Consider the following 17,736-nt stretch of genomic DNA (forward strand, 5'->3'; position numbering starts at 1 on the left):
CTCAGTGCGCCTGCAGGCTCGCGGCAAGACGTTGGCGCACAGTCGGTTTCGGCGCCGTCGCCGCCACGGCCAGCATGGCCTCGACGGTGGTGAACTTGTCGCGGGGACGCTCGTCGCCGCCGCGCGCGATCTCCGCCTCGTCGATGGCGTGCCATCCCGCGGCGTCCACCACATCGGGCTGACGGCTACGCACGAGCTTCTCGAGCTCCCCCGGCTTGCGCACCGGAGCTGCCAGCACCCCGTTGTTGTAGTCGGCGACGAGGTTGTGCACGGTCTCCGACGCACACGACTTGTTGGTGCCGATGAAACCGGTGGGCCCGCGCTTGATCCAGCCCGCCACATACGCACCGGTGGCGCCACGGACCCGGCCGCCGTCGTTCGGGACGACGGCGGCGTCGTCGTCGAACGGCAACGCGTCAATGGCCTTGCCGCGGTAGCCGATCGAGGTGAGCACGAGCCCGGCCTCGATGGTGCACGTCTGATCCGTCCCGGTGAGCCCGAACTCGACTCCGGTCGTGCGGGTTTCACCCAGCACCCGCTGAGGCGTCAGCTGGTAGGCCAACCGGATCCGCGGCGTGGTGATCGGAGCCGAGGCATCGCCCAGCTTGGCGAGGATCTCCAGCTTGCCGCGGGTCAAGGGGTCTGTCGCCGCAGCGAGGTCGCGCAGCACCAGCTCGTGATCGGCCGCGCTGAGCACCACCTGGCAGGTGGAGGTCAGCCCGATCAGCTCGGGCAGGGTGAATGCCGAGAACGCCGGGCCGCGGCGCGCGGCAATCACGACTTCCTGCACCCGCGAGCCCCGCAGAGTGGCCAGCGCGTGATCAGAAATATCGGTGCGGGCCAACACATCCGGATCAGTCGTCAGGATCCGGGCCACGTCGAACGCAACGTTGCCGTTGCCGATGATCACGACCCGTTCGTGCGTGAGGTCCACGGGCAGATCGGTGAACTCGGGGTGCCCGTTGATCCAGGCCACCATCTCGGTGGCCGTTCCGGTGCCCGGGCGGTCCATGCCCTCGATGTCCAGGCGCCGGTCGTTGGGTGCCCCGACGGCGTACAGCACGGCGTGATGGTGTTCGAGCAGCTCGGCGTGGGTCAGGTGCTTGCCGACCTCGACGTTGAGGAAGAACCGGAAGTTGCGCTGCTTGCCGATGGTGTCGAACAGCTTGGTCACCCGCTTGGTGCTCTGATGGTCGGGCGCAACACCGGCCCGCACCAAGCCGTAGGGCGTCGGCAGCTTCTCGAAGACGTTGACGCGCACGCCTTTTTGCGTCAGCAGTTCGTCGGCGGCGTACATCGCAGCCGGCCCTGAACCCACGATGGCCACGGTCAGCGGGCCACCTGGGCGGCGGTCGATCTTCGGCGCCTCGAGAACCGGCGCGAGTTTGGACGTCGGCGGCAGCTTGCCTTCCCGCTTGGGATAGAACGCGGCATTGAGTTCGATGAACGGCAGCTGCTTCTCGGTCAGCCGGGTGTCCGCCGCGATGGCGCCGACCGGACACGCGCTGACGCACGCACCGCAGTCGACGCACGCATCGGGATCGATGTAGAGCATCTCGGCGGTCGCGAAGCCCGGCTCATCCGGTGATGGATGAATGCAGTTGACCGGGCACGCGTAGACACAGGATCCGTCGCTGCAACACGACTGGGTGATCACATGGGGCACAGTGGCGGCTCTCGTCGACTATGCGACGGCGACGAGGTGCTCGCGCTGCGGTTCACTGCGGTAGCGGCTCGGCGGTCCGTCGATCTTGCAGATCTTCCACATGAGCTTGGCGATCGGGTTCATCAGCCCGGTGTCGGTGCACAGCATCCGCACGTCACCGAACATGTCGCGGAGCATCTTGCGGGACTCCGGCGCATCGAAGAACAGGTCCTTGCGGACCGAGCGCGGGATGTCGAATTCCTTCCAGAACGCACGCGGCGGCACGATGATGGCCGAGCACAGGATGCGCATGGTCAGTGGCACGAACAGCGACAGCATCCACCGCTGACGGCGGCGCAGATGCGGCACCCGCTTGTGCAGGTACTGGTGTGCGAACGAGATATGCCGGGCCTCCTCGGCCACGTGGATGGCCATCACCCGCTCCATGATCGGGTGCAGTTCCTTGCCCTCGCGCAGCACGTTCTTCTGGGTGTGGTCGATGGGCTCCTCGCCGGCCAGCACGCCGAAGAAGAACGGGATGGGCAGCGGACCCGCGGCGAGCGGGATCAGCGGCTGCAGCCACTTGAGCAGCCGCGGCATGCCCGGCACGTCCTTGCCGATGCGGTTGACCATCTCCTGGAACATCAGGGTGTGGTTGCACTCCTCGACGGATTCGTGCAGGCAGTACCGGTACTCCGGTGAGCCGTTGGGCACCCAGAACGAGTACTCCATGAGGCCGCGGATCAGGATGTTCTCGAAGTGCAGACCGACCTTGGCGACGTTGGCCTGACGCCACATGCCGATCTCGATCTGCCGCTCGAGCGGCTGCGCCTGGTACCACGGGTGGCCACCGATCGGATCGGTCGCGGGCAGCACCCAGCGGGGATCGTTGGGCGTCACAGCAAACTCCGGCGAGTCCCACTCGATGTCGACGTATGGGTTGAAGTTGCGCCGCACCGACCCCTCGGACAGTGTGGTGAGCATGTCGACGTACTCGGTGTCGTCGGTGACGTCCATGTTCTTGCGCCAGCGCCTGATCATCTTGGTCCGAGCCATGTTGCAGACCTCTCCCTCTCCTATGAGGTTTACATCTACCTGCCTTGTGTATAACGGTACCGCAGGTATCGACTAAATGTCTACGCCGGATTTCAAAAGTTTGCCGAGAGGGTGGATGACGTGGTCGAACTGAAGACAGAATCCGAGATAGCGGCCATGGCAGCTGCGGGATCTGTCGTCGCAGAGGCATTGCGGGCGGTGGTGGCCCAGGCCGCTCCGGGGCGCACGACAGCCGATCTGGACCGCGTTGCCGCCGATGTACTGGCCGCCCATGGGGCCACCTCCCCCTTCCTCAACTACCACCCCCGCTGGGCCCCCAGCCCGTTCCCCGCGGTGCTGTGCGTGAGCGTCAACGACGCCGTCGTGCACGGCGTGCCCAACGACACCGTGCTCGCCGACGGTGACCTGGTCTCGGTGGACTTCGGGGCAATCTTGAACGGCTGGTGCGGCGACGCCGCCCGCAGTTTCGTCGTCGGCACACCCCGGCCGGGCGACCCCGAGCTGATCAAGGCCACCGACGCCGCGCTCGCGGCCGGTATCGCCGCGGCCCGGCCCGGCAACACCCTCGGTGATGTCGGCCACGCCATCTCGGCCGTGGCCCGTCAGGCCGGATACGGCCTGCTCGCCGATCACGGTGGTCACGGCATCGGCCGCACGATGCACGAGGCGCCGCACGTCCCCAACGAGGGCGTGCGCGGCAAGGGCCTCAAACTGCGGGCCGGCCTGGTGATCGCCATCGAGCCGATGCTGATCGCCGACGGGACCGACGACTACGTGCACGACTCCGACGGCTGGACCCTGCGCACCGCGACCGGCGCACGCGCCGCCCACAGTGAGCACACCATCGCCGTCACCCCCGATGGGGCGCAGATTCTGACACTTTAAGCTGGTCCCATGGCTGAACTGACGATCCCCGCCGACCTCAAGCCGAAAGACGGACGCTTCGGCTGCGGACCCTCCAAGGTGCGCCCCGAGCAGCTGACGGCACTGGCCGCGGCCGGGGACCTGTTCGGCACCAGCCACCGGCAGGCCCCGGTGAAGAACCTCGTCGGCCGGGTGCGCGACGGGCTGCGTCAGCTGTTCTCATTGCCCGACGGCTACGAGGTGGTTCTGGGCAACGGCGGCTCGACGGCGTTCTGGGACGCCGCCGCGTTCGGCCTGGTCGACAAGCGCTCGCTGCACCTGACCTACGGCGAGTTCAGCAGCAAGTTCGCCTCGTGCGTCGCCAAGAACCCGTTCGTCGGCGACCCGATCATCCTCAAGGCCGATCCGGGCAGCGCGCCCGAACCAACCTCGGATCCGTCGGTCGACGTCGTCGCGTGGGCACACAACGAGACCTCGACGGGTGTCGCGGTGCCGGTCCAGCGTCCCGACGGCGACGCGCTCGTCCTCATCGACGCCACGTCGGCTGCCGGCGGGCTGCCGGTCGACATCACCGACGTCGACGCCTACTACTTCGCCCCGCAGAAGAACTTCGCCAGCGACGGCGGCCTCTGGATCGCGGTGCTCTCCCCCGCCGCCCTGGCCCGCATCGAGGCCATCGCCGCCACCGACCGCTGGGTGCCCGACTTCCTGTCCCTGCCGATCGCGGTGGACAACAGCGTCAAGAACCAGACCTACAACACCCCGGCCATCGCCACCCTCGTGCTGCTGGCCGAGCAGATCGATTGGCTCAACGGCAACGGTGGCCTGGACTGGGCCGTCAAGCGCACCGCGGATTCGTCGCAGCGGCTGTACTCGTGGGCGGAGGGCACCTCGTTCGCCACCCCGTTCGTCACCGATCCGGCGCTGCGCTCACAGGTGGTCGGCACCATCGACTTCGATGACTCCGTGGATGCCGCCGCCGTGGCAAAGACGTTGCGCGCCAACGGCATTGTCGACACCGAGCCGTACCGCAAGCTGGGCCGCAACCAGTTGCGCATCGGCATGTTCCCGGCGGTCGACCCGGACGATGTCAGCGCGCTCACCCGCTGCGTGGACTGGGTCGTCGAACGCCTCTGACGCCGCTACCGCGTGTCAGCACGGTTACGGGCTGATAACGCAGTATGGTGCGCCAAGGAGGTCGGTAATGCGAGAACTAAAAGTCGTCGGGCTCGATGTCGACGGCAAGCGCATCATCTGCGAAACCGACGACTCCTCGGAGTTGTTCAGTGTGCGCGTAGATGACCGGCTGCGCGCCGCGGCGCGTGGTGACCGAGTCGCCTCGAATCAAACCCAGATGGATCTAGAGGTGCACAGCGTGCTGCGTCCCAAGGAGATTCAAGCCAAGATCCGCGCAGGCGCCTCGGTGGAGCAGCTGGCAGCTGCCGCCGGCGTACCGATCGAGCGCGTGGAACGGTTCGCTCACCCGGTGCTCTTGGAGCGTGCCCGGGCAGCAGAACTGGCCACCGCCGCGCATCCCGTGCTCGCCGACGGGCCCGCGGTGCTGACCCTGCTCGAGACGGTGACCACGGCCCTGGTCGCTCGCGGGCTCGACCCGGACGCCACCACCTGGGACGCGTGGCGCAACGAGGACAGCCGGTGGACCGTGCAGCTGTCGTGGAAGGCAGGGCGCTCCGACAACGTCGCGCACTTCCGGTTCACCCCCGGCGCGCACGGCGGAACCGTCACCGCATCCGACGACACCGCCCACGAGTTGATCAATCCGGACTTCAACCGGCCGCTGCGTCCTGTGGCGTCGCTGCCGCAGCTCGACTTCGATGCGCCCGCCCCGGTCCCCGAGCCGGTCGCCCGGCCCGTACAGGAACCCGAGCCCGTCGCCGCGGAGCCCCCGAAGCCCGCACGGTCACGTAAGGCGCGGCCCGCCGTGCCGGCCTGGGAGGACGTGCTGCTGGGTGTGCGCTCGTCAGGCGGCCAGCGCTGAGGTTGACCTGAACCATTCTTGAGGTCATAGCGTCGATGCATGACCTCGATCGGCTTGGCGACCAGCAATCCGTTCACCGATGATCCGGCCCTGGTGGCCGACGAGGCGCAGCACGCCGAGAGCCTCGGCTATGCCACAGTCTGGCGTTCCGGAAACCTGCCGATGGTCTCGGTCGCGGTGCGCGCGACCCGCACGATCGCGGTCGCCACGGGCATCATCCCGGTGGTGCGGGTGCCTGCCGCCGACGTCATCGCCACCCACACCGAGCTCGAAGACACCGACCCCGGCCGCTTCGTCGTCGGGCTGGGCGGCGCACACGGGCCCCGCCCGATCGCCACGCTCAACGCCTACCTCGACCAGCTGGACGTGGTCGGTATCGGCAACCGCGTGCTGGCCGCGCTGGGACCGAACATGCTGGCGCTCGCGCGCGATCGGTCCCGCGGCGCCTACCCGTTCCTGGTGACACCCGCCTATGTCGCCGACGCCCGGGCGCTGCTGGGTCCCGACCGGACGCTGGCGGTCCTGCTGATGACGATCCCGGTGACCGACCGCGAGACGGCTCGCCGGGCGGCCGCCGGGCCGCTGGAGTTTCTGACGGCGCAGGGCGGCTACCGTCGCAACCTGCTGCGGCAAGGGTTCACCGCGGCCGATATCGACACCGTCAGCGACGGGTTGCTCGACGGCATCGCGGCGTGGGGTTCGCCCGGGCGGATCGCGCAGCGCATCGCCGAGTATCACGCCGCCGGGGCGGATCAGGTGGTCTTGCGGATTCTGGGCGTCGACGACGTGGTGGTGTGGCGCACGCGACTCGCCGCAACCCTCCTCAGTTAGTTATAGTGACTAATAACTAGTCTAGCTATACATCTGGAGGAGCCATGCCGCGCACCGAGAACGACACCTGGGACCTGGCCAGCGGCGTCGGCGCCACCGCCACCGGTGTCGCGGCATCGCGGGCGCTGGCGTCGCGCGTGCCCGATCCGCTGATCTCCGACCCGTTCGCACAGCCGCTGGTGAACGCCGTCGGGGTGGACTACTACGTGAGGCTGGCCGAGGGTCGCCTCGACACCGATGACGCCGACGCGCTCGATCCGCAGGTGATCGCCGACGGCATGGCGATCCGCACCCGGTACTTCGACGACTTCCTGCTCACCGCGGTCGATGCGGGTATCCGGCAGGCCGTCATCCTGGCCTCGGGACTCGATGCGCGCGCCTACCGACTGTCGTGGCCGGACGGCATGACGGTGTTCGAGCTCGACCAACCTGCCGTCGTCGAGTTCAAAACGCGTACCTTGGCCGATCTGGGTGCGACGCCGACCGCCGACCTGCACACCATCGGCGTCGACCTGCGGCGCGACTGGCCCGCAGCACTGCGCGCCCGAGGCTTCGACCCGCAGGCGCCGACCGCCTGGATCGCCGAAGGGCTGCTCGGCTACCTGCCGCCCGACGCCCAGGACCGGCTCTTCGACAACATCACCGCACTGAGCGCACCCGGCAGCCGCATCGCCACCGACTGGGTCGCCGAGCAGGCACAGCTCGACAACGACCGGGTGCGGGCGCTGGCCGATCACCAAAGGGATCAGGGCATGGAACTCGACGATCTGTCGGACCTGATCTTCACCGGTGAGCGCAACGCCGTCGCGCAGTACCTCACGGACAGCGGCTGGCTACCCGAAACCACCACGGCCGAGCGGATGTTCGCAATCCACGGTGTCCCGTTCCGCCGCGACGACGCGGTGGCCGGGCTGGTCGATGCCAACTACACCGCCGCGACGCTGACCGTCGCGCCGGCGTGACACCTCACTGCGACGACAGGACCGCTGCCAGCAGGGCTATCCAACCGACGGCCACGCCCAGTCCGGCGCCGAGGACGAACCAGCGCCACACGGGCCGGTTCCGCCAACCCCACACGGTCGGTGCGAGACCGCCGACCGCGACCATGTTCAGGCCGATCGCCAGGAGTGGGTGCACCCGGGTGAGGCCGAGGCCGAGGACCACAATGGCCGCCGCAAGCACCGCGGCCACGAATCCGGCAACGGTCAGCCCGGTCCCCCACGGTGTCGAATCGTCGGTCACGGATTCAATCTACGTCGGCTCCGAGAGCCTGGCCCGTTCATAGAACGCCAAGGCCGCGGCAGTCGCGACATTGAGCGAATCGGTGCCGCGCGACATCGGGATCCGCACGCGCACATCGCTGGTCCGCATGGTGTGCTCGGTGAGGCCCGGCCCCTCGGCGCCGACCAGGATGGCCACACGCTCGGACCGCAGATCCGCCATCGCCTCGGGCAGCGTCGCCGCGGCCGCATCCGGTGTCATGGCGAGGACACGAAACCCGTTGTCCTGCAATATCTTCAGATCCGCCGGCCAGGACTGGGCGCGAGCAAACGGCACCAGCAGGGCATGGCCCATCGACACCCGCACCGCGCGGCGGTATAGCGGGTCGGCACATCCCGCGCCGAACACCACCGCGTCCACCGCGAGCCCCGCCGCGTTGCGGAAGATCGACCCGAGGTTCTCGTGGTCGTTGACGCCCTCGAGCGCCACCACGGTCCGCGCATCGGCGATCACGTCGGCCACCGACAGTTCCGGCGGCCGTGACGCCGAGGCCAGCACGCCCCGGTTGAGGTGGAAGCCGATGGCGGTGGCCATCACCTCCGCGCTGGCCCGGTAGAACGGCACCGGTACGCCGGCGAGGTCGTCGGCCAGCTCGCCGAGCCGCCGGTCGGTGCCCAGCAGTGCACGCGGCACGAACCGCGAGGCCAGCATGCGCTGCACCACCAGCACGCCCTCGGCGATGACCAGGCCCTTGCCGCTGGGCAGATCCGGCCGCCGATCGACGCTGTTGAGATCGCGGAAATCGTCGATACGCGGGTCGGCGGGATCCTCGATGTCGATGACCTGTTGTGCGCTCACGCGCCGTCGTCGACCATCGCCGAGATCAGATCGGCCGCCGCAACCAGTGTTTCGCGTTCGTCGGGGTCCAGCCGAGCCAATCGCTCCTTGAGCCAGTCCTGCGTGGCCCGACGTTCGGCCTCGATCAGGCTGACGCCCGCAGGCAGGGCCGAAACCATGACCTGGCGTCCGTCGAGGGGATGCGCGGTGCGCTCCACCAGGCCCTGCTCGGCCAGCGCGGCGATCACCCTGGTCATCGACGGCGGGCGCACCTGCTCCCGAACAGCTAATTCTCCCGGTGTCATGGAACCCTCTTTGGCCAATGTCGACAGGGCCGAGAGCTGCGTCAGCGAGACCGCCGAGTCCGAGCGCCGGACCCGCAGTTGCCGGGTGAACCGCATGACGGCCAGGGCCAGGTCACTCGCCAGCCGAGCATTCGGGTCTTTCACACGGCAAATAGTACTGAGTGCCTGGCTCACCGGTCTTCGAGTACGTTTGTCAGCGATGACCGACGAGCCCCAGCCGCCGCCGTTGCCCGCCTCGCTCCTTGAGCCGTGGCCGGTGATCGTGGTGATCGCGGCAGGATGGCTGATCACGACTGTCCTGGCCTTCACCGTGCCCGCCCTGCACAGCTGGCGCCCACTGTCGCTGGCGGGGCTGGCCATCGGAGTCCTGGGCACGTCGATCTTCCTGTGGCAACGACACGCCGTACGCCGCGGGGCGCGCGGTGCCCAACGCGGACTGACCTGAGGAGAAACATGGCTGCGCCACTGCTGCAGGCCCAGATCGACATCGACGCCCCGGTCGATACGGTGTGGGCACTGATCTCGGATCTGAACCGGATGCCGGAATGGAGCCCGCAATGCCGCGTGATGAAGCTGCTCGGGCCGCTGCGCCCCGGCGCCCGCACGGTCAATCTCAACAAGCGCAAGTTCACCTACTGGCCCACGACCAGCACCATCGTCGAGGTCATCCCGCAGCAGAAGCTGGCGTTCAAGGTCGACATCAACAACACCATCTGGTCCTATGAGCTGCAGCCCACCGAATCGGGCACTCGGCTCGTCGAGAGCCGCCACGCCGAGAATGGCGTGAAACCGATCTCCAATGCCCTGGTCAGTGCGTTCATGGGCGGCGTCCCGAGCTTCGAGGACGAACTCGTCGACGGCATGAACGCCTCGCTGGCCCGCATCAAGGCGGCCGCCGAGCGCTAGTCCGCGAGGTCGAGCACCCCGTCGTCGTACGGCTCGTACAGCGGGGAACCCGTCCCCGGCGGCTGCGGGGTGTCCGAGTGCGCACCGCAACCGTAGCTGGCCTCGACGACATGGCCGTCGGCGGAGAGTTCGTTGGCGCACACGCCGAACATCAGGCCGAGCGAGCCGCCCAGCGGAAGGTAGAAGGCACAGTCGCGACACGCCCTGCGGGTCGACCGGGCCATTGCCGAACCCGGACCGTAGTCGCCGTCGTGCCAGCGTTGCGCCGCCTCGGCGCGACCGAAGGGGCTGAGCACCTGGCGACGGCCGAGTCCCAGCTCCACCGCGGTGTCGTCGATCAGGGCGTCGCCCGTCGCCATGAAACCGGGGGTCAAGCGTGGATCCTCGGGCGGCGGAGCCAGCAGGTCACCAGGCCCGAGGTCGCCCGGCCGGACCCGCTCCTGCCACGGCACCCATTGCGGCGCCAGCAGTGCCGTCGGCCCCGGCACCAGAACCAGTTCACTGATGGTGGCGTGGTCGGCACCCGGGTAGGCCGCCATCACGACAGCCCACTGCCAGCCGCGGTAGCCCGTCAGGTTCGCCAGGAAGCGATGGGTCGCCGAGCTGGGATCCTCGAACGTGGCACCGAGGTACTCCCCGACCGTCTCCGCGCCGCTGAACTCGGCCAACGCCGCGCGCGCCTGATCCACAGTACCCATCAGCAACGCCTCAAGGCCCGGCGCAGGCACAGCATCCGTCGCCGCCTCGGCCTGCGGGGCCTGCTCAGCCTCGGGTGCCTGCTCGGATTCCACGGCCTGCTCAGGGGTTTCGGCCTGCTCAGCAACCTCAGCCGGCTCGGAAACGCGCTCGGCGGATTGCTCGACAGGTTCGCTCACGCTTTCCATCGCCATCCATAGTGCCTGACCGGTTCGGTCGAAAGCCACACCGGTCGCCGGTGCGCCCCGCGGGGCCCGGATAAGCGAGAATCGATGGGTGACCTACTACCCGCCGCGGCCGCCGGCCGATCGTGGCGCGGAGCATCCCGGCATGGCCAATTACCCCAGCGACGAGACGCCCCGGCGCCCCCACCGGCCATCGGGCCCGAGTTCGAACCGCTGGTTGCCGCCGCTGGACGACGAGCGGGCCGGCAGCTATCGCTCCGACCGCTCCGATCCGCAGCCGCGCGTCGGGTCCGCGGCCGGTGAAAAGGTGACGGTGACCCGTGCCGCGGCCGCGCGCAGCCGCGAGATGGGCTCGCGGATGTATGGGTTCGTGCACCGCGCGGCCACCGCCGACGGTGCGGACAAGTCCGGGCTGACCGCGCTGACCTGGCCGGTGGTGGCCAACTTCGCCGTCGACGCGGCCATGGCCGTCGCCCTGGCCAACACGTTGTTCTTCGCCGCCGCCAGCGGTGAATCCAAGAGCAAGGTGGCGCTGTACCTGCTGATCACCATCGCGCCGTTCGCCGTGATCGCACCGCTGATCGGGCCCGCCCTCGACCGGTTGCAGCACGGCCGCAGGGTGGCGCTGGCGGCGTCGTTCGCCCTGCGCACAGTGCTGGTCGTGGTGCTGATCGCCAACTACGACGGCGATTCGGGCAGTTACCCGTCGTGGGTGCTGTACCCGTGCGCGCTGGGGATGATGGTGCTCTCCAAGTCGTTCTCGGTGCTGCGCAGCGCCGTCACACCCCGCGTGCTGCCGCCGAGCATCGACCTCGTACGGGTCAACTCCCGGCTGACCACCTTCGGTCTGCTCGGCGGAACCGTGGTCGGCGGCGGTATCGCCGCGGGCGCCGAGTATCTGCTCAACGTCGTGCACCTGCCCGGTGCGCTATACGTCGTCGCCGTCGTCTCCGCGGCCGGTGCGGTGCTGGCCATGCGGATCCCGAAGTGGGTCGAGGTCACCGAGGGCGAGGTGCCGACGACGCTGAGTTATCACGGCGGCCCGGGTGACCTGCGGCGTCCGGGCAAGACCAAGCCCGCGCGCCAGCCCATGGGCCGCAACACCATCACCGCGCTGTGGGGCAACTGCACCATCAAGGTGATGGTCGGGTTCCTGTTCCTCTATCCCGCCTTCGTGGCCAAATCGCACGACGCAACCGGCTGGCAGCAGCTGCTGATGCTCGGTCTGATCGGAGCGGCCGCGGGCATCGGCAACTTCGGGGGCAACATCGCCGCCGCCCGGCTCAAGCTCGGCCACCCCGCTCAGCTCGTCGTACGCGCGTCCGTCGCCGTCACCGCCGTCGCGCTGGCCACCGCACTGACCGGCAACCTTCTGGTCGCGGCGGGCGCCACGCTGGTGACCTCGGCGGCCAGCGCGATCGCCAAGGCATCGCTGGACGCGTCGCTGCAAGACGATCTGCCCGAGGAGTCGCGCGCCTCGGCCTTCGGCCGCTCCGAATCGGTTCTACAGCTGGCCTGGGTGGCCGGCGGCGCGACGGGGGTGCTGATCTACACGGACCTCACCGTCGGGTTCACTACCATCACCGCCGTGCTGATACTCGGTCTCGCGCAGACCATCGTGAGCTACCGCGGCGAGTCACTGATCCCCGGCCTCGGCGGTAACCGCCCGGTGCTGGCCCAACAGGAAGGCGGAGGGCCCGCGATGGCGAGCACGACGGACATGCCGCGATGAGGCGATTCCTGGCCATCCTCGCGGTGATCGTCGTGGTGGCTGCTGCGGGTACGGCAGTGGCGGTGGCGCAGCTGAGCCGCGGACACGACGAACTGCCGAAGATCAGCGCCTACAGCAACGGGCATCTGACCCGGGTGGGGCCGTTCCGGTACTGCCCGGTGCTCAACCTCAACGACTGCACGCAGTCGGGCAACCAGGGCGAACTGCGGGTCAACAAGGAGCACCCCGTGCAGCTGTCGGTGCCCGCCGAAATCGCCCGTGCGCCGTGGCGGCTGCTCCGGGTCTACGAGAACCCGGTCGACACGACGCTGTCGCTCTACCGCCCGAATACCACTCTGGCCGTGACGATTCCGACGGTCGACCCGCAGCGCGGGCGGCTCACCGGCATCGCCGTGCAGCTGCTCACGCTGGTGCAGGATCAGAACGGCGACGTGTTCGACCTGCCCCACGCCGAATGGTCGGTACGCACCAATTGGCCCGACAAGGCTCAGCCGGCGCCCTGAACTGCGCCATGCGTGCGCGGTACCCGTTCGGACTCGCGCGGCGGCCCGGGCGGTGTGCCATCGCCGAACGGCCTGCCGCCCAACGACTCCCGGCCGTGTGGCGTGAGCCAGTCGGCCAGCTCGGGCCCTTTCGGCACGATCCGCGTCGGGTTGATGTCGGCATGCACGATGTAGTAGTGCTGCTTGATCTGCACGAAATCGATGGTGTCGCCGAACCCCGGGGTCTGGAACAGATCACGGGCATAGGCCCACAGCACCGGCATCTCGCTGAGCTTTGACCGGTTGCACTTGAAATGGCCGTGGTACACGGGGTCGAACCGCGCCAGCGTGGTGAACAGCCGCACGTCGGCCTCGGTGATGGTGTCGCCCACCAGGTATCGCTGGGTGGCCAACCGCTCGGAAAGCCAATCGAGTGCGGTGAACAACCGGTCGTAGGCAGCGTCGTACGCCTCTTGCGAACCGGCGAAACCGCAGCGGTACACGCCGTTGTTGACCTCGTTGTAGATGCGCCTGGCGACCGAGTCGATCTCGTCGCGCAACGCTTCGGGGTACAGCTGCGGAGCACCGTCACGGTGGAACTCGGTCCACTCGGTGGAGAAGTCCAGCGTCATCTGGGCGAAGTCGTTGGTCACCACCGCACCCGTCGGCACGTCGACGATGGCGGGCACGGTAATGCCCTTGGGATAGTTCGGATCTCGCGCGAAATAGGCGTCCTGCAGCCGCGGGATCTTCAGCACCGGGTCCAGCCCGCCGGGGTCGAGGTCGAAGGTCCAGCTGCGCGCGTCATGCGTGGGGCCGCAGAAGCCGATGGACAGTGCGTCCTCCAGCCCCAGCAGCCTGCGCACGATGATCGCCCGGTTGGCCCACGGACACGCCCGCGCCACCACCAGCCGGTAGCGGCCGGCCTCGACGGGATAGCCGTCGCTGCCGTGCCGGTCGATCCGGGTGGTGATGTAGCTGGTGTCGCGGTTGAATTCGCCTCCGGACGATGACTTGTCGGCGACGTACGAGCCCTGGGTCATACCCCCAGTCTGCCCCGTCGCACCGCGTCAGGCGTCGAGCTCCCGGGCGACGGCCTTGACCACCTCGGACACCCGCCGGGCGACCTTGCGATCGGGATAGCGGCCCTTGCGCAGCTCGGGCTGCACCGTGTCCTCCAGCAGCGTGATCATGTCCGAAACCATGCCGTGCAGCTCATCTGGCGTGTGCTTGTGCTCGGGACGCTCAGCTTCCCGGCGAGCCTTGCTCAGGCTCGGCGGCGGGTCAATGAGCTTGAGGCTCAATGCCTGAGGACCACGACGACCTGCGGCCACCCCGAATTCGACGCGCTGACCGGCCTTGAGCGCCTCGATGCCCGAAGGCAACGCCGAAGACCGGACGTAGACGTCCTCGCCCTCCTCCTGGGACAAAAACCCGAAGCCCTTTTCGGCGTCGTACCACTTAACCCTGCCGGTCGGCACTGGACTCACCTGCTCGTCGTTGGTAGCTCTACTGGAGACACACAAAGTTCGCGTTCCGGTGTGCGCCGGAACGCGATGTGCAGATCCTACTCGGCCCGCATGGCGTCCTTCATCCCCATTACTCGGTAGGCTTGGACCACCGCTGGAGGAGATGCGCCCTATATGCGAGTGATACTGAATGTCATCTGGTTGATCTTCGGCGGCCTGTACCTGGCGCTGGGATACCTGCTGGCGGCGCTGATCTGCTTCATCCTGATCATCACCATCCCCTTCGGGTTCGCCTCGCTGCGCATCGCGTCCTACGCGCTGTGGCCGTTCGGCCGGACCATCGTCGACAAACCGGGCACCCGGCCGGGCGCGCTGATCGGCAACATCATCTGGATTCTGCTGTGCGGCATCTGGCTGGCCATCGGCCACCTGGTCAGTGCGGTCGCGATGGCGATCACCATCGTCGGCATCCCGCTGGCGCTGGCCAACCTCAAACTGATCCCGGTGTCGCTGATGCCGCTCGGTAAGGAGATCGTGCCGGTGGATTCGGTGAGGACGCCCGCATGACCGTCACCGCACTCGGATTGCCCACCGTGAAGCCGGCTGGGGCGGCCGTTGGTCCCGCCCCGGCCAGCGGGCCGCTGGTCGACACCTACGGACGGGTCGCGACCGACCTGCGCGTGTCGCTCACCGACCGGTGCAACCTGCGCTGCACGTACTGCATGCCCGCCGAAGGCCTGGACTGGCTGCCGGGCGAGGCGCTGCTCGGCGCGGATGAACTCGCGCGCCTGCTGCGCATCGCGGTGACCCGGCTTGGCATCACCAGCGTGCGCTTCACCGGCGGCGAACCACTCGTGACCCGTCATCTGGAGGACGTGGTGGCCTCGGCCGCGGCGTTGACGCCCCGCCCGGAGATCACGCTGACCACCAACGGCATCGGGCTGCACCGCCGCGCCGCGGGGCTGCGCAGAGCGGGGCTGGACCGCATCAACGTCTCGCTGGACAGCGTCGACGCCGCGCATTTCGCCCGGATCACGCGCCGCGACCGGCTGGCCGACGTGCTCGCAGGCCTGGCGGCGGCCAAGGCCGCCGGGCTGCAACCGGTGAAGGTCAACGCCGTGCTCGACCCCGTGTCCGGGCTTCAGGACGCGGTGGAGCTGCTGCGGTATTGCCTGCAGCACGGCTACCAACTGCGCATCATCGAGCAGATGCCGTTGGATGCCGGGCACAGCTGGAAACGCGACGAGGTGATCGACGCCGACCGCATCCTGCAGACCCTGCGCCGGCACTTCGACTTGCAGCCCGATCCCCGGCCGCGTGGCTCGGCGCCTGCCGAGCTGTGGCAGGTCGCGCCGGGACCGACCCATCCGGGCGGCACGGTAGGGGTGATCGCCTCGGTGTCGCACGCCTTCTGTTCGGCCTGCGACCGCACACGACTGACCGCCGACGGCCAGATCCGCAGCTGCCTGTTCTCCACCGAGGAGACCGATCTGCGGGGTCTGCTGCGCTCCGGTGCGGACGACGCTGCGATCGAGGCCGCGTGGCGCAGCGCCATGTGGGCCAAGCCGGCCGGCCACGGCATCAACGATCCGAGCTTCGTGCAACCGGCGCGGCCGATGAGCGCGATCGGGGGTTGATGATGACAGCCACCGTCGAGGTGACGGTCCGGTATTTCGCCGCCGCGGCGGCCGCTGCGGGCGTCGAGACCGAAACGTTAGGTCTCAAATCGGGAACGACCATCGAGGAACTCGTCGGACGGCTCGGCGAAGGCAAGCCAGAACTCGCACGAGTACTGAAACGGTGCTCCTACCTGTGCGATGGCGTCGCGGTGCGCGACACATCGAGCGCGGTGACAACGCCGCAGACCCTTGATGTGTTACCCCCGTTCGCCGGCGGATAACGTGATTTGCATCACATAACGAAATGGTCACGAGCTGGCTACGAGCGGGTGGATCGAACCTGCGACCTGCGGAAACGCTTCAGCAACCTGCACCTTTAATGATCTTTTAAGTTTTGCCGAGCGGGAAAACGCCCGAAGCGACAAAAGATGACGAGGCCGCGACGAGCCGTTACCTTCATTCCCAAGTCAACTGACCCCGTATCGGATGACCTACCACCCCGATTGCGCCGAGCTCCATCCATCGGGCGAGTGGTTACACGACGAACACAACTTGGATGGAGGCGGGGGACCCACCGGTCCACCGAGCTACAAGGACCAGGAGCCGCTTGCGGCCCCTTGGGGTGAAGCCGTCGCCGTTTCGACGTCGCCGGCCGGGCTACCTCTCCAGCCCGAACCCGACAGCTGACCTCGTGGGCGCATACGAGAGGACCTGCACGCTCATGAGTGGACGGCATCGCAAGCCCACTACTTCTTCATCTGCCAAGAACGTCGCCAAGTTCGCCGTAACCGGCGTTGCGCTCGCCGGCGGCAGCCTCGCCCTGGCAAGCCAGGCGTCGGCCGCTACCGACGGCGAATGGGACACCGTGGCTCGTTGTGAGTCAGGCGGCAACTGGGCCATCAACACCGGCAACGGCTACCAGGGCGGGCTGCAGTTCTCGCCGAGCACCTGGTCGGCCCACGGTGGCGGCCAGTTCGCCCCGGCCGCGAACATGGCCACCAAGGATCAGCAGATCGCCGTCGCCGAGCGCGTTCTGGCGAGCCAGGGCAAGGGCGCCTGGCCTGTCTGCGGCCACGGCCTGTCGGGCGCGACCCCGCGCAACGTGGTCAATCAGCCGCAGCCGCTGGACAACCCGGCCGTCAATGCTCCCGACGCACCCGCCGTCGAGCCCGCCGCGTTCGATCCCTCCGCCGCCCCGGCTCCCGACGCTCCCCCGCCCGCTCCGCAGGACCTGCCCCCGGCTCCCGAGGCTCCGGCCCCGGCTGACGTGCCGCCGCCCGCCGCAGCGCCCGTCACCGACGCCGCGCTGCAGGCTCCGGCCCCCGAAGCTCCCCCGGCCGAGGCGCCCGCTCCTGTGGACGCTCAGCCCGTCTCCTACTCGGAGCAGATCCAGCAGGCCATCGAGAAGCAAGGCCTGCACGGCAACGTGCTCATCGGCTGAGTTCGCTCAGGCCGAGTTGACCCACTCGTCGGTACCGTCGGCGAAGTGCTGGTGCTTCCACACCGGTAGACGTTCTTTGACGGTGTCGACGAGCCGGGCACAGGTTTCGAACGCCGCCCTGCGATGGTCCGCTGCCACAGCGGCCACCAGGGCGGCGTCGCCTATTTTCAGGGCTCCGATGCGGTGACTGACCGCGATGGCCCGCACTCCGGCGCTGTCCGCGGCGATTTCGGCCGCAACCGCCTGCAACGTCTGCAGGGCGGTCGGGTGGGCGGAGTACTCCAGCCGCGCCACCGACCGGCCGCCGTCATGGTCGCGGACCACCCCGGAGAATCCGACGACGGCGCCTGCGGCCTCATGTGCCACCAGCGCCTCGTGTTCGGACAAGTCGATGGGGTCCTCGGTGACCGCCACCCGGGCGACGACAGCGCTCATCTTCGACATCTCC

General features: G+C 68.4%; 22 protein-coding genes and 1 riboswitch. Of the genes, 13 read left to right on the forward strand and 9 right to left on the reverse strand.

Annotated features, from left to right (window positions below; genetic code table 11):
• Nucleotide 1: 1 nt before the first annotated feature.
• Nucleotides 2-1,666: a 4Fe-4S binding protein gene (locus RMCB_RS03380; protein ID WP_062827622.1), complete on the reverse strand. Its 1,665-nt coding sequence runs from the start codon at nt 1,664-1,666 to the stop codon at nt 2-4.
• Nucleotides 1,667-1,684: 18 nt separating this feature from the next.
• Entirely contained in the window at nt 1,685-2,701 is a 1,017-nt protein-coding gene (locus tag RMCB_RS03385; protein WP_062827623.1) for an AurF N-oxygenase family protein, read from the reverse strand.
• 120 nt (nt 2,702-2,821) lie between these two features.
• On the opposite strand from RMCB_RS03385, the gene map reads away from it, so the two are divergent.
• The 5 genes from map to RMCB_RS03410 all read left to right on the forward strand — a co-directional run bounded on the left by map (nt 2,822) and on the right by RMCB_RS03410 (nt 7,357).
• Nucleotides 2,822-3,586, forward strand: coding sequence for a type I methionyl aminopeptidase (gene map / locus RMCB_RS03390; RefSeq protein WP_029369720.1), 765 nt, complete (start codon nt 2,822-2,824; stop codon nt 3,584-3,586).
• Nucleotides 3,587-3,595: 9 nt separating this feature from the next.
• Nucleotides 3,596-4,702 carry a phosphoserine transaminase gene (gene serC, locus RMCB_RS03395; protein WP_062827624.1) on the forward strand — a complete coding sequence of 369 codons (1,107 nt, stop codon included), beginning with the start codon at nt 3,596-3,598 and terminating at the stop codon, nt 4,700-4,702.
• A gap of 67 nt (nt 4,703-4,769) precedes the next feature.
• The gene (sepH, locus tag RMCB_RS03400) at nt 4,770-5,564 is read left to right on the forward strand and encodes a septation protein SepH (protein ID WP_029369722.1); all 795 of its coding nucleotides are present in this window, start codon (nt 4,770-4,772) and stop codon (nt 5,562-5,564) included.
• Nucleotides 5,565-5,603: 39 nt separating this feature from the next.
• A complete protein-coding gene (locus RMCB_RS03405) occupies nt 5,604-6,395 on the forward strand; it encodes a TIGR03620 family F420-dependent LLM class oxidoreductase (protein WP_062827625.1) in 792 nt (263 codons plus the stop codon).
• Nucleotides 6,396-6,439: 44 nt separating this feature from the next.
• Nucleotides 6,440-7,357: a class I SAM-dependent methyltransferase gene (locus tag RMCB_RS03410; RefSeq protein WP_062827626.1), complete on the forward strand. Its 918-nt coding sequence runs from the start codon at nt 6,440-6,442 to the stop codon at nt 7,355-7,357.
• A 4-nt stretch (nt 7,358-7,361) separates the two neighbouring features.
• On the opposite strand, the gene RMCB_RS03415 is transcribed toward RMCB_RS03410, so the two are convergent.
• From RMCB_RS03415 to RMCB_RS03425, 3 genes are read right to left on the reverse strand one after another with little or no spacing between them, the layout of a single operon-like run.
• On the reverse strand, nt 7,362-7,637 hold the full coding sequence (locus RMCB_RS03415; protein ID WP_062827627.1) for a DUF2537 domain-containing protein: 276 nt from the start codon (nt 7,635-7,637) through the stop codon (nt 7,362-7,364).
• 9 nt (nt 7,638-7,646) lie between these two features.
• Nucleotides 7,647-8,474, reverse strand: coding sequence for a TrmH family RNA methyltransferase (locus RMCB_RS03420; RefSeq protein WP_029369726.1), 828 nt, complete (start codon nt 8,472-8,474; stop codon nt 7,647-7,649).
• Nucleotides 8,471-8,902 carry an Rv0880 family HTH-type transcriptional regulator gene (locus tag RMCB_RS03425; RefSeq protein ID WP_062827628.1) on the reverse strand — a complete coding sequence of 144 codons (432 nt, stop codon included), beginning with the start codon at nt 8,900-8,902 and terminating at the stop codon, nt 8,471-8,473. The genes RMCB_RS03420 and RMCB_RS03425 overlap by 4 nt, the downstream gene beginning before the upstream one ends.
• 55 nt (nt 8,903-8,957) lie before the next feature.
• On the opposite strand from RMCB_RS03425, the gene RMCB_RS03430 reads away from it, so the two are divergent.
• Together RMCB_RS03430 and RMCB_RS03435 are read left to right on the forward strand one after the other, a co-directional pair.
• A complete protein-coding gene (locus RMCB_RS03430) occupies nt 8,958-9,203 on the forward strand; it encodes a DUF2530 domain-containing protein (protein ID WP_029369728.1) in 246 nt (81 codons plus the stop codon).
• An 8-nt stretch (nt 9,204-9,211) separates the two neighbouring features.
• The gene (locus RMCB_RS03435) at nt 9,212-9,664 is read left to right on the forward strand and encodes an SRPBCC family protein (RefSeq protein WP_062827629.1); all 453 of its coding nucleotides are present in this window, start codon (nt 9,212-9,214) and stop codon (nt 9,662-9,664) included.
• On the opposite strand, the gene RMCB_RS03440 is transcribed toward RMCB_RS03435, so the two are convergent.
• Entirely contained in the window at nt 9,661-10,362 is a 702-nt protein-coding gene (locus RMCB_RS03440; RefSeq protein WP_109784164.1) for a DUF3027 domain-containing protein, read from the reverse strand. The two genes, RMCB_RS03435 and RMCB_RS03440, sit on opposite strands and share 4 nt — an antisense overlap.
• Before the next feature lie 328 nt (nt 10,363-10,690).
• Between RMCB_RS03440 and RMCB_RS03445 the strand changes: the two genes are divergently transcribed.
• Both RMCB_RS03445 and RMCB_RS03450 read left to right on the forward strand, forming a co-directional pair.
• Nucleotides 10,691-12,277, forward strand: coding sequence for an MFS transporter (locus RMCB_RS03445; protein WP_109784163.1), 1,587 nt, complete (start codon nt 10,691-10,693; stop codon nt 12,275-12,277).
• Nucleotides 12,274-12,780 carry a DUF2771 domain-containing protein gene (locus RMCB_RS03450; RefSeq protein ID WP_062827631.1) on the forward strand — a complete coding sequence of 169 codons (507 nt, stop codon included), beginning with the start codon at nt 12,274-12,276 and terminating at the stop codon, nt 12,778-12,780. Before RMCB_RS03445 ends, RMCB_RS03450 begins: the two co-directional genes overlap by 4 nt.
• Here the strand turns inward: RMCB_RS03450 and RMCB_RS03455 are convergent.
• Together RMCB_RS03455 and RMCB_RS03460 are read right to left on the reverse strand one after the other, a co-directional pair.
• Nucleotides 12,765-13,802: a glutathione S-transferase family protein gene (locus RMCB_RS03455; RefSeq protein ID WP_062827632.1), complete on the reverse strand. Its 1,038-nt coding sequence runs from the start codon at nt 13,800-13,802 to the stop codon at nt 12,765-12,767. The two genes, RMCB_RS03450 and RMCB_RS03455, sit on opposite strands and share 16 nt — an antisense overlap.
• 27 nt (nt 13,803-13,829) lie before the next feature.
• Nucleotides 13,830-14,240 carry a cold-shock protein gene (locus RMCB_RS03460; protein WP_029369734.1) on the reverse strand — a complete coding sequence of 137 codons (411 nt, stop codon included), beginning with the start codon at nt 14,238-14,240 and terminating at the stop codon, nt 13,830-13,832.
• Nucleotides 14,241-14,402: 162 nt separating this feature from the next.
• Here RMCB_RS03460 and RMCB_RS03465 point away from each other — a divergent pair, with 162 nt between their 5' ends.
• The 4 genes from RMCB_RS03465 (at nt 14,403) to RMCB_RS03480 (ending at nt 17,288) form a co-directional block, all read left to right on the forward strand.
• Nucleotides 14,403-14,795, forward strand: coding sequence for a YccF domain-containing protein (locus RMCB_RS03465; protein ID WP_029369735.1), 393 nt, complete (start codon nt 14,403-14,405; stop codon nt 14,793-14,795).
• Nucleotides 14,792-15,865 (forward strand): GTP 3',8-cyclase MoaA, encoded by a 1,074-nt coding sequence (gene moaA, locus RMCB_RS03470; RefSeq protein ID WP_062827633.1) that lies wholly within the window; start codon nt 14,792-14,794, stop codon nt 15,863-15,865. Before RMCB_RS03465 ends, moaA begins: the two co-directional genes overlap by 4 nt.
• 2 nt (nt 15,866-15,867) lie before the next feature.
• Complete coding sequence (locus RMCB_RS03475) at nt 15,868-16,128, forward strand: MoaD/ThiS family protein (RefSeq protein ID WP_062827634.1); 261 nt, start codon at nt 15,868-15,870, stop codon at nt 16,126-16,128.
• A 248-nt stretch (nt 16,129-16,376) separates the two neighbouring features.
• Nucleotides 16,377-16,560: riboswitch (cyclic di-AMP (ydaO/yuaA leader) on the forward strand.
• Between the two features lie 8 nt (nt 16,561-16,568).
• Nucleotides 16,569-17,288 carry a transglycosylase family protein gene (locus RMCB_RS03480; RefSeq protein WP_062827635.1) on the forward strand — a complete coding sequence of 240 codons (720 nt, stop codon included), beginning with the start codon at nt 16,569-16,571 and terminating at the stop codon, nt 17,286-17,288.
• Between the two features lie 6 nt (nt 17,289-17,294).
• Here RMCB_RS03480 and RMCB_RS03485 read toward each other — a convergent pair whose 3' ends face one another.
• Complete coding sequence (locus RMCB_RS03485) at nt 17,295-17,723, reverse strand: molybdenum cofactor biosynthesis protein MoaE (RefSeq protein ID WP_062827742.1); 429 nt, start codon at nt 17,721-17,723, stop codon at nt 17,295-17,297.
• Between the last annotated feature and the right edge of the window lie 13 nt (nt 17,724-17,736).

This window comes from Mycolicibacterium brisbanense (genome assembly GCF_001570425.1).
GTDB classification, from domain to species: domain Bacteria; phylum Actinomycetota; class Actinomycetes; order Mycobacteriales; family Mycobacteriaceae; genus Mycobacterium; species Mycobacterium brisbanense.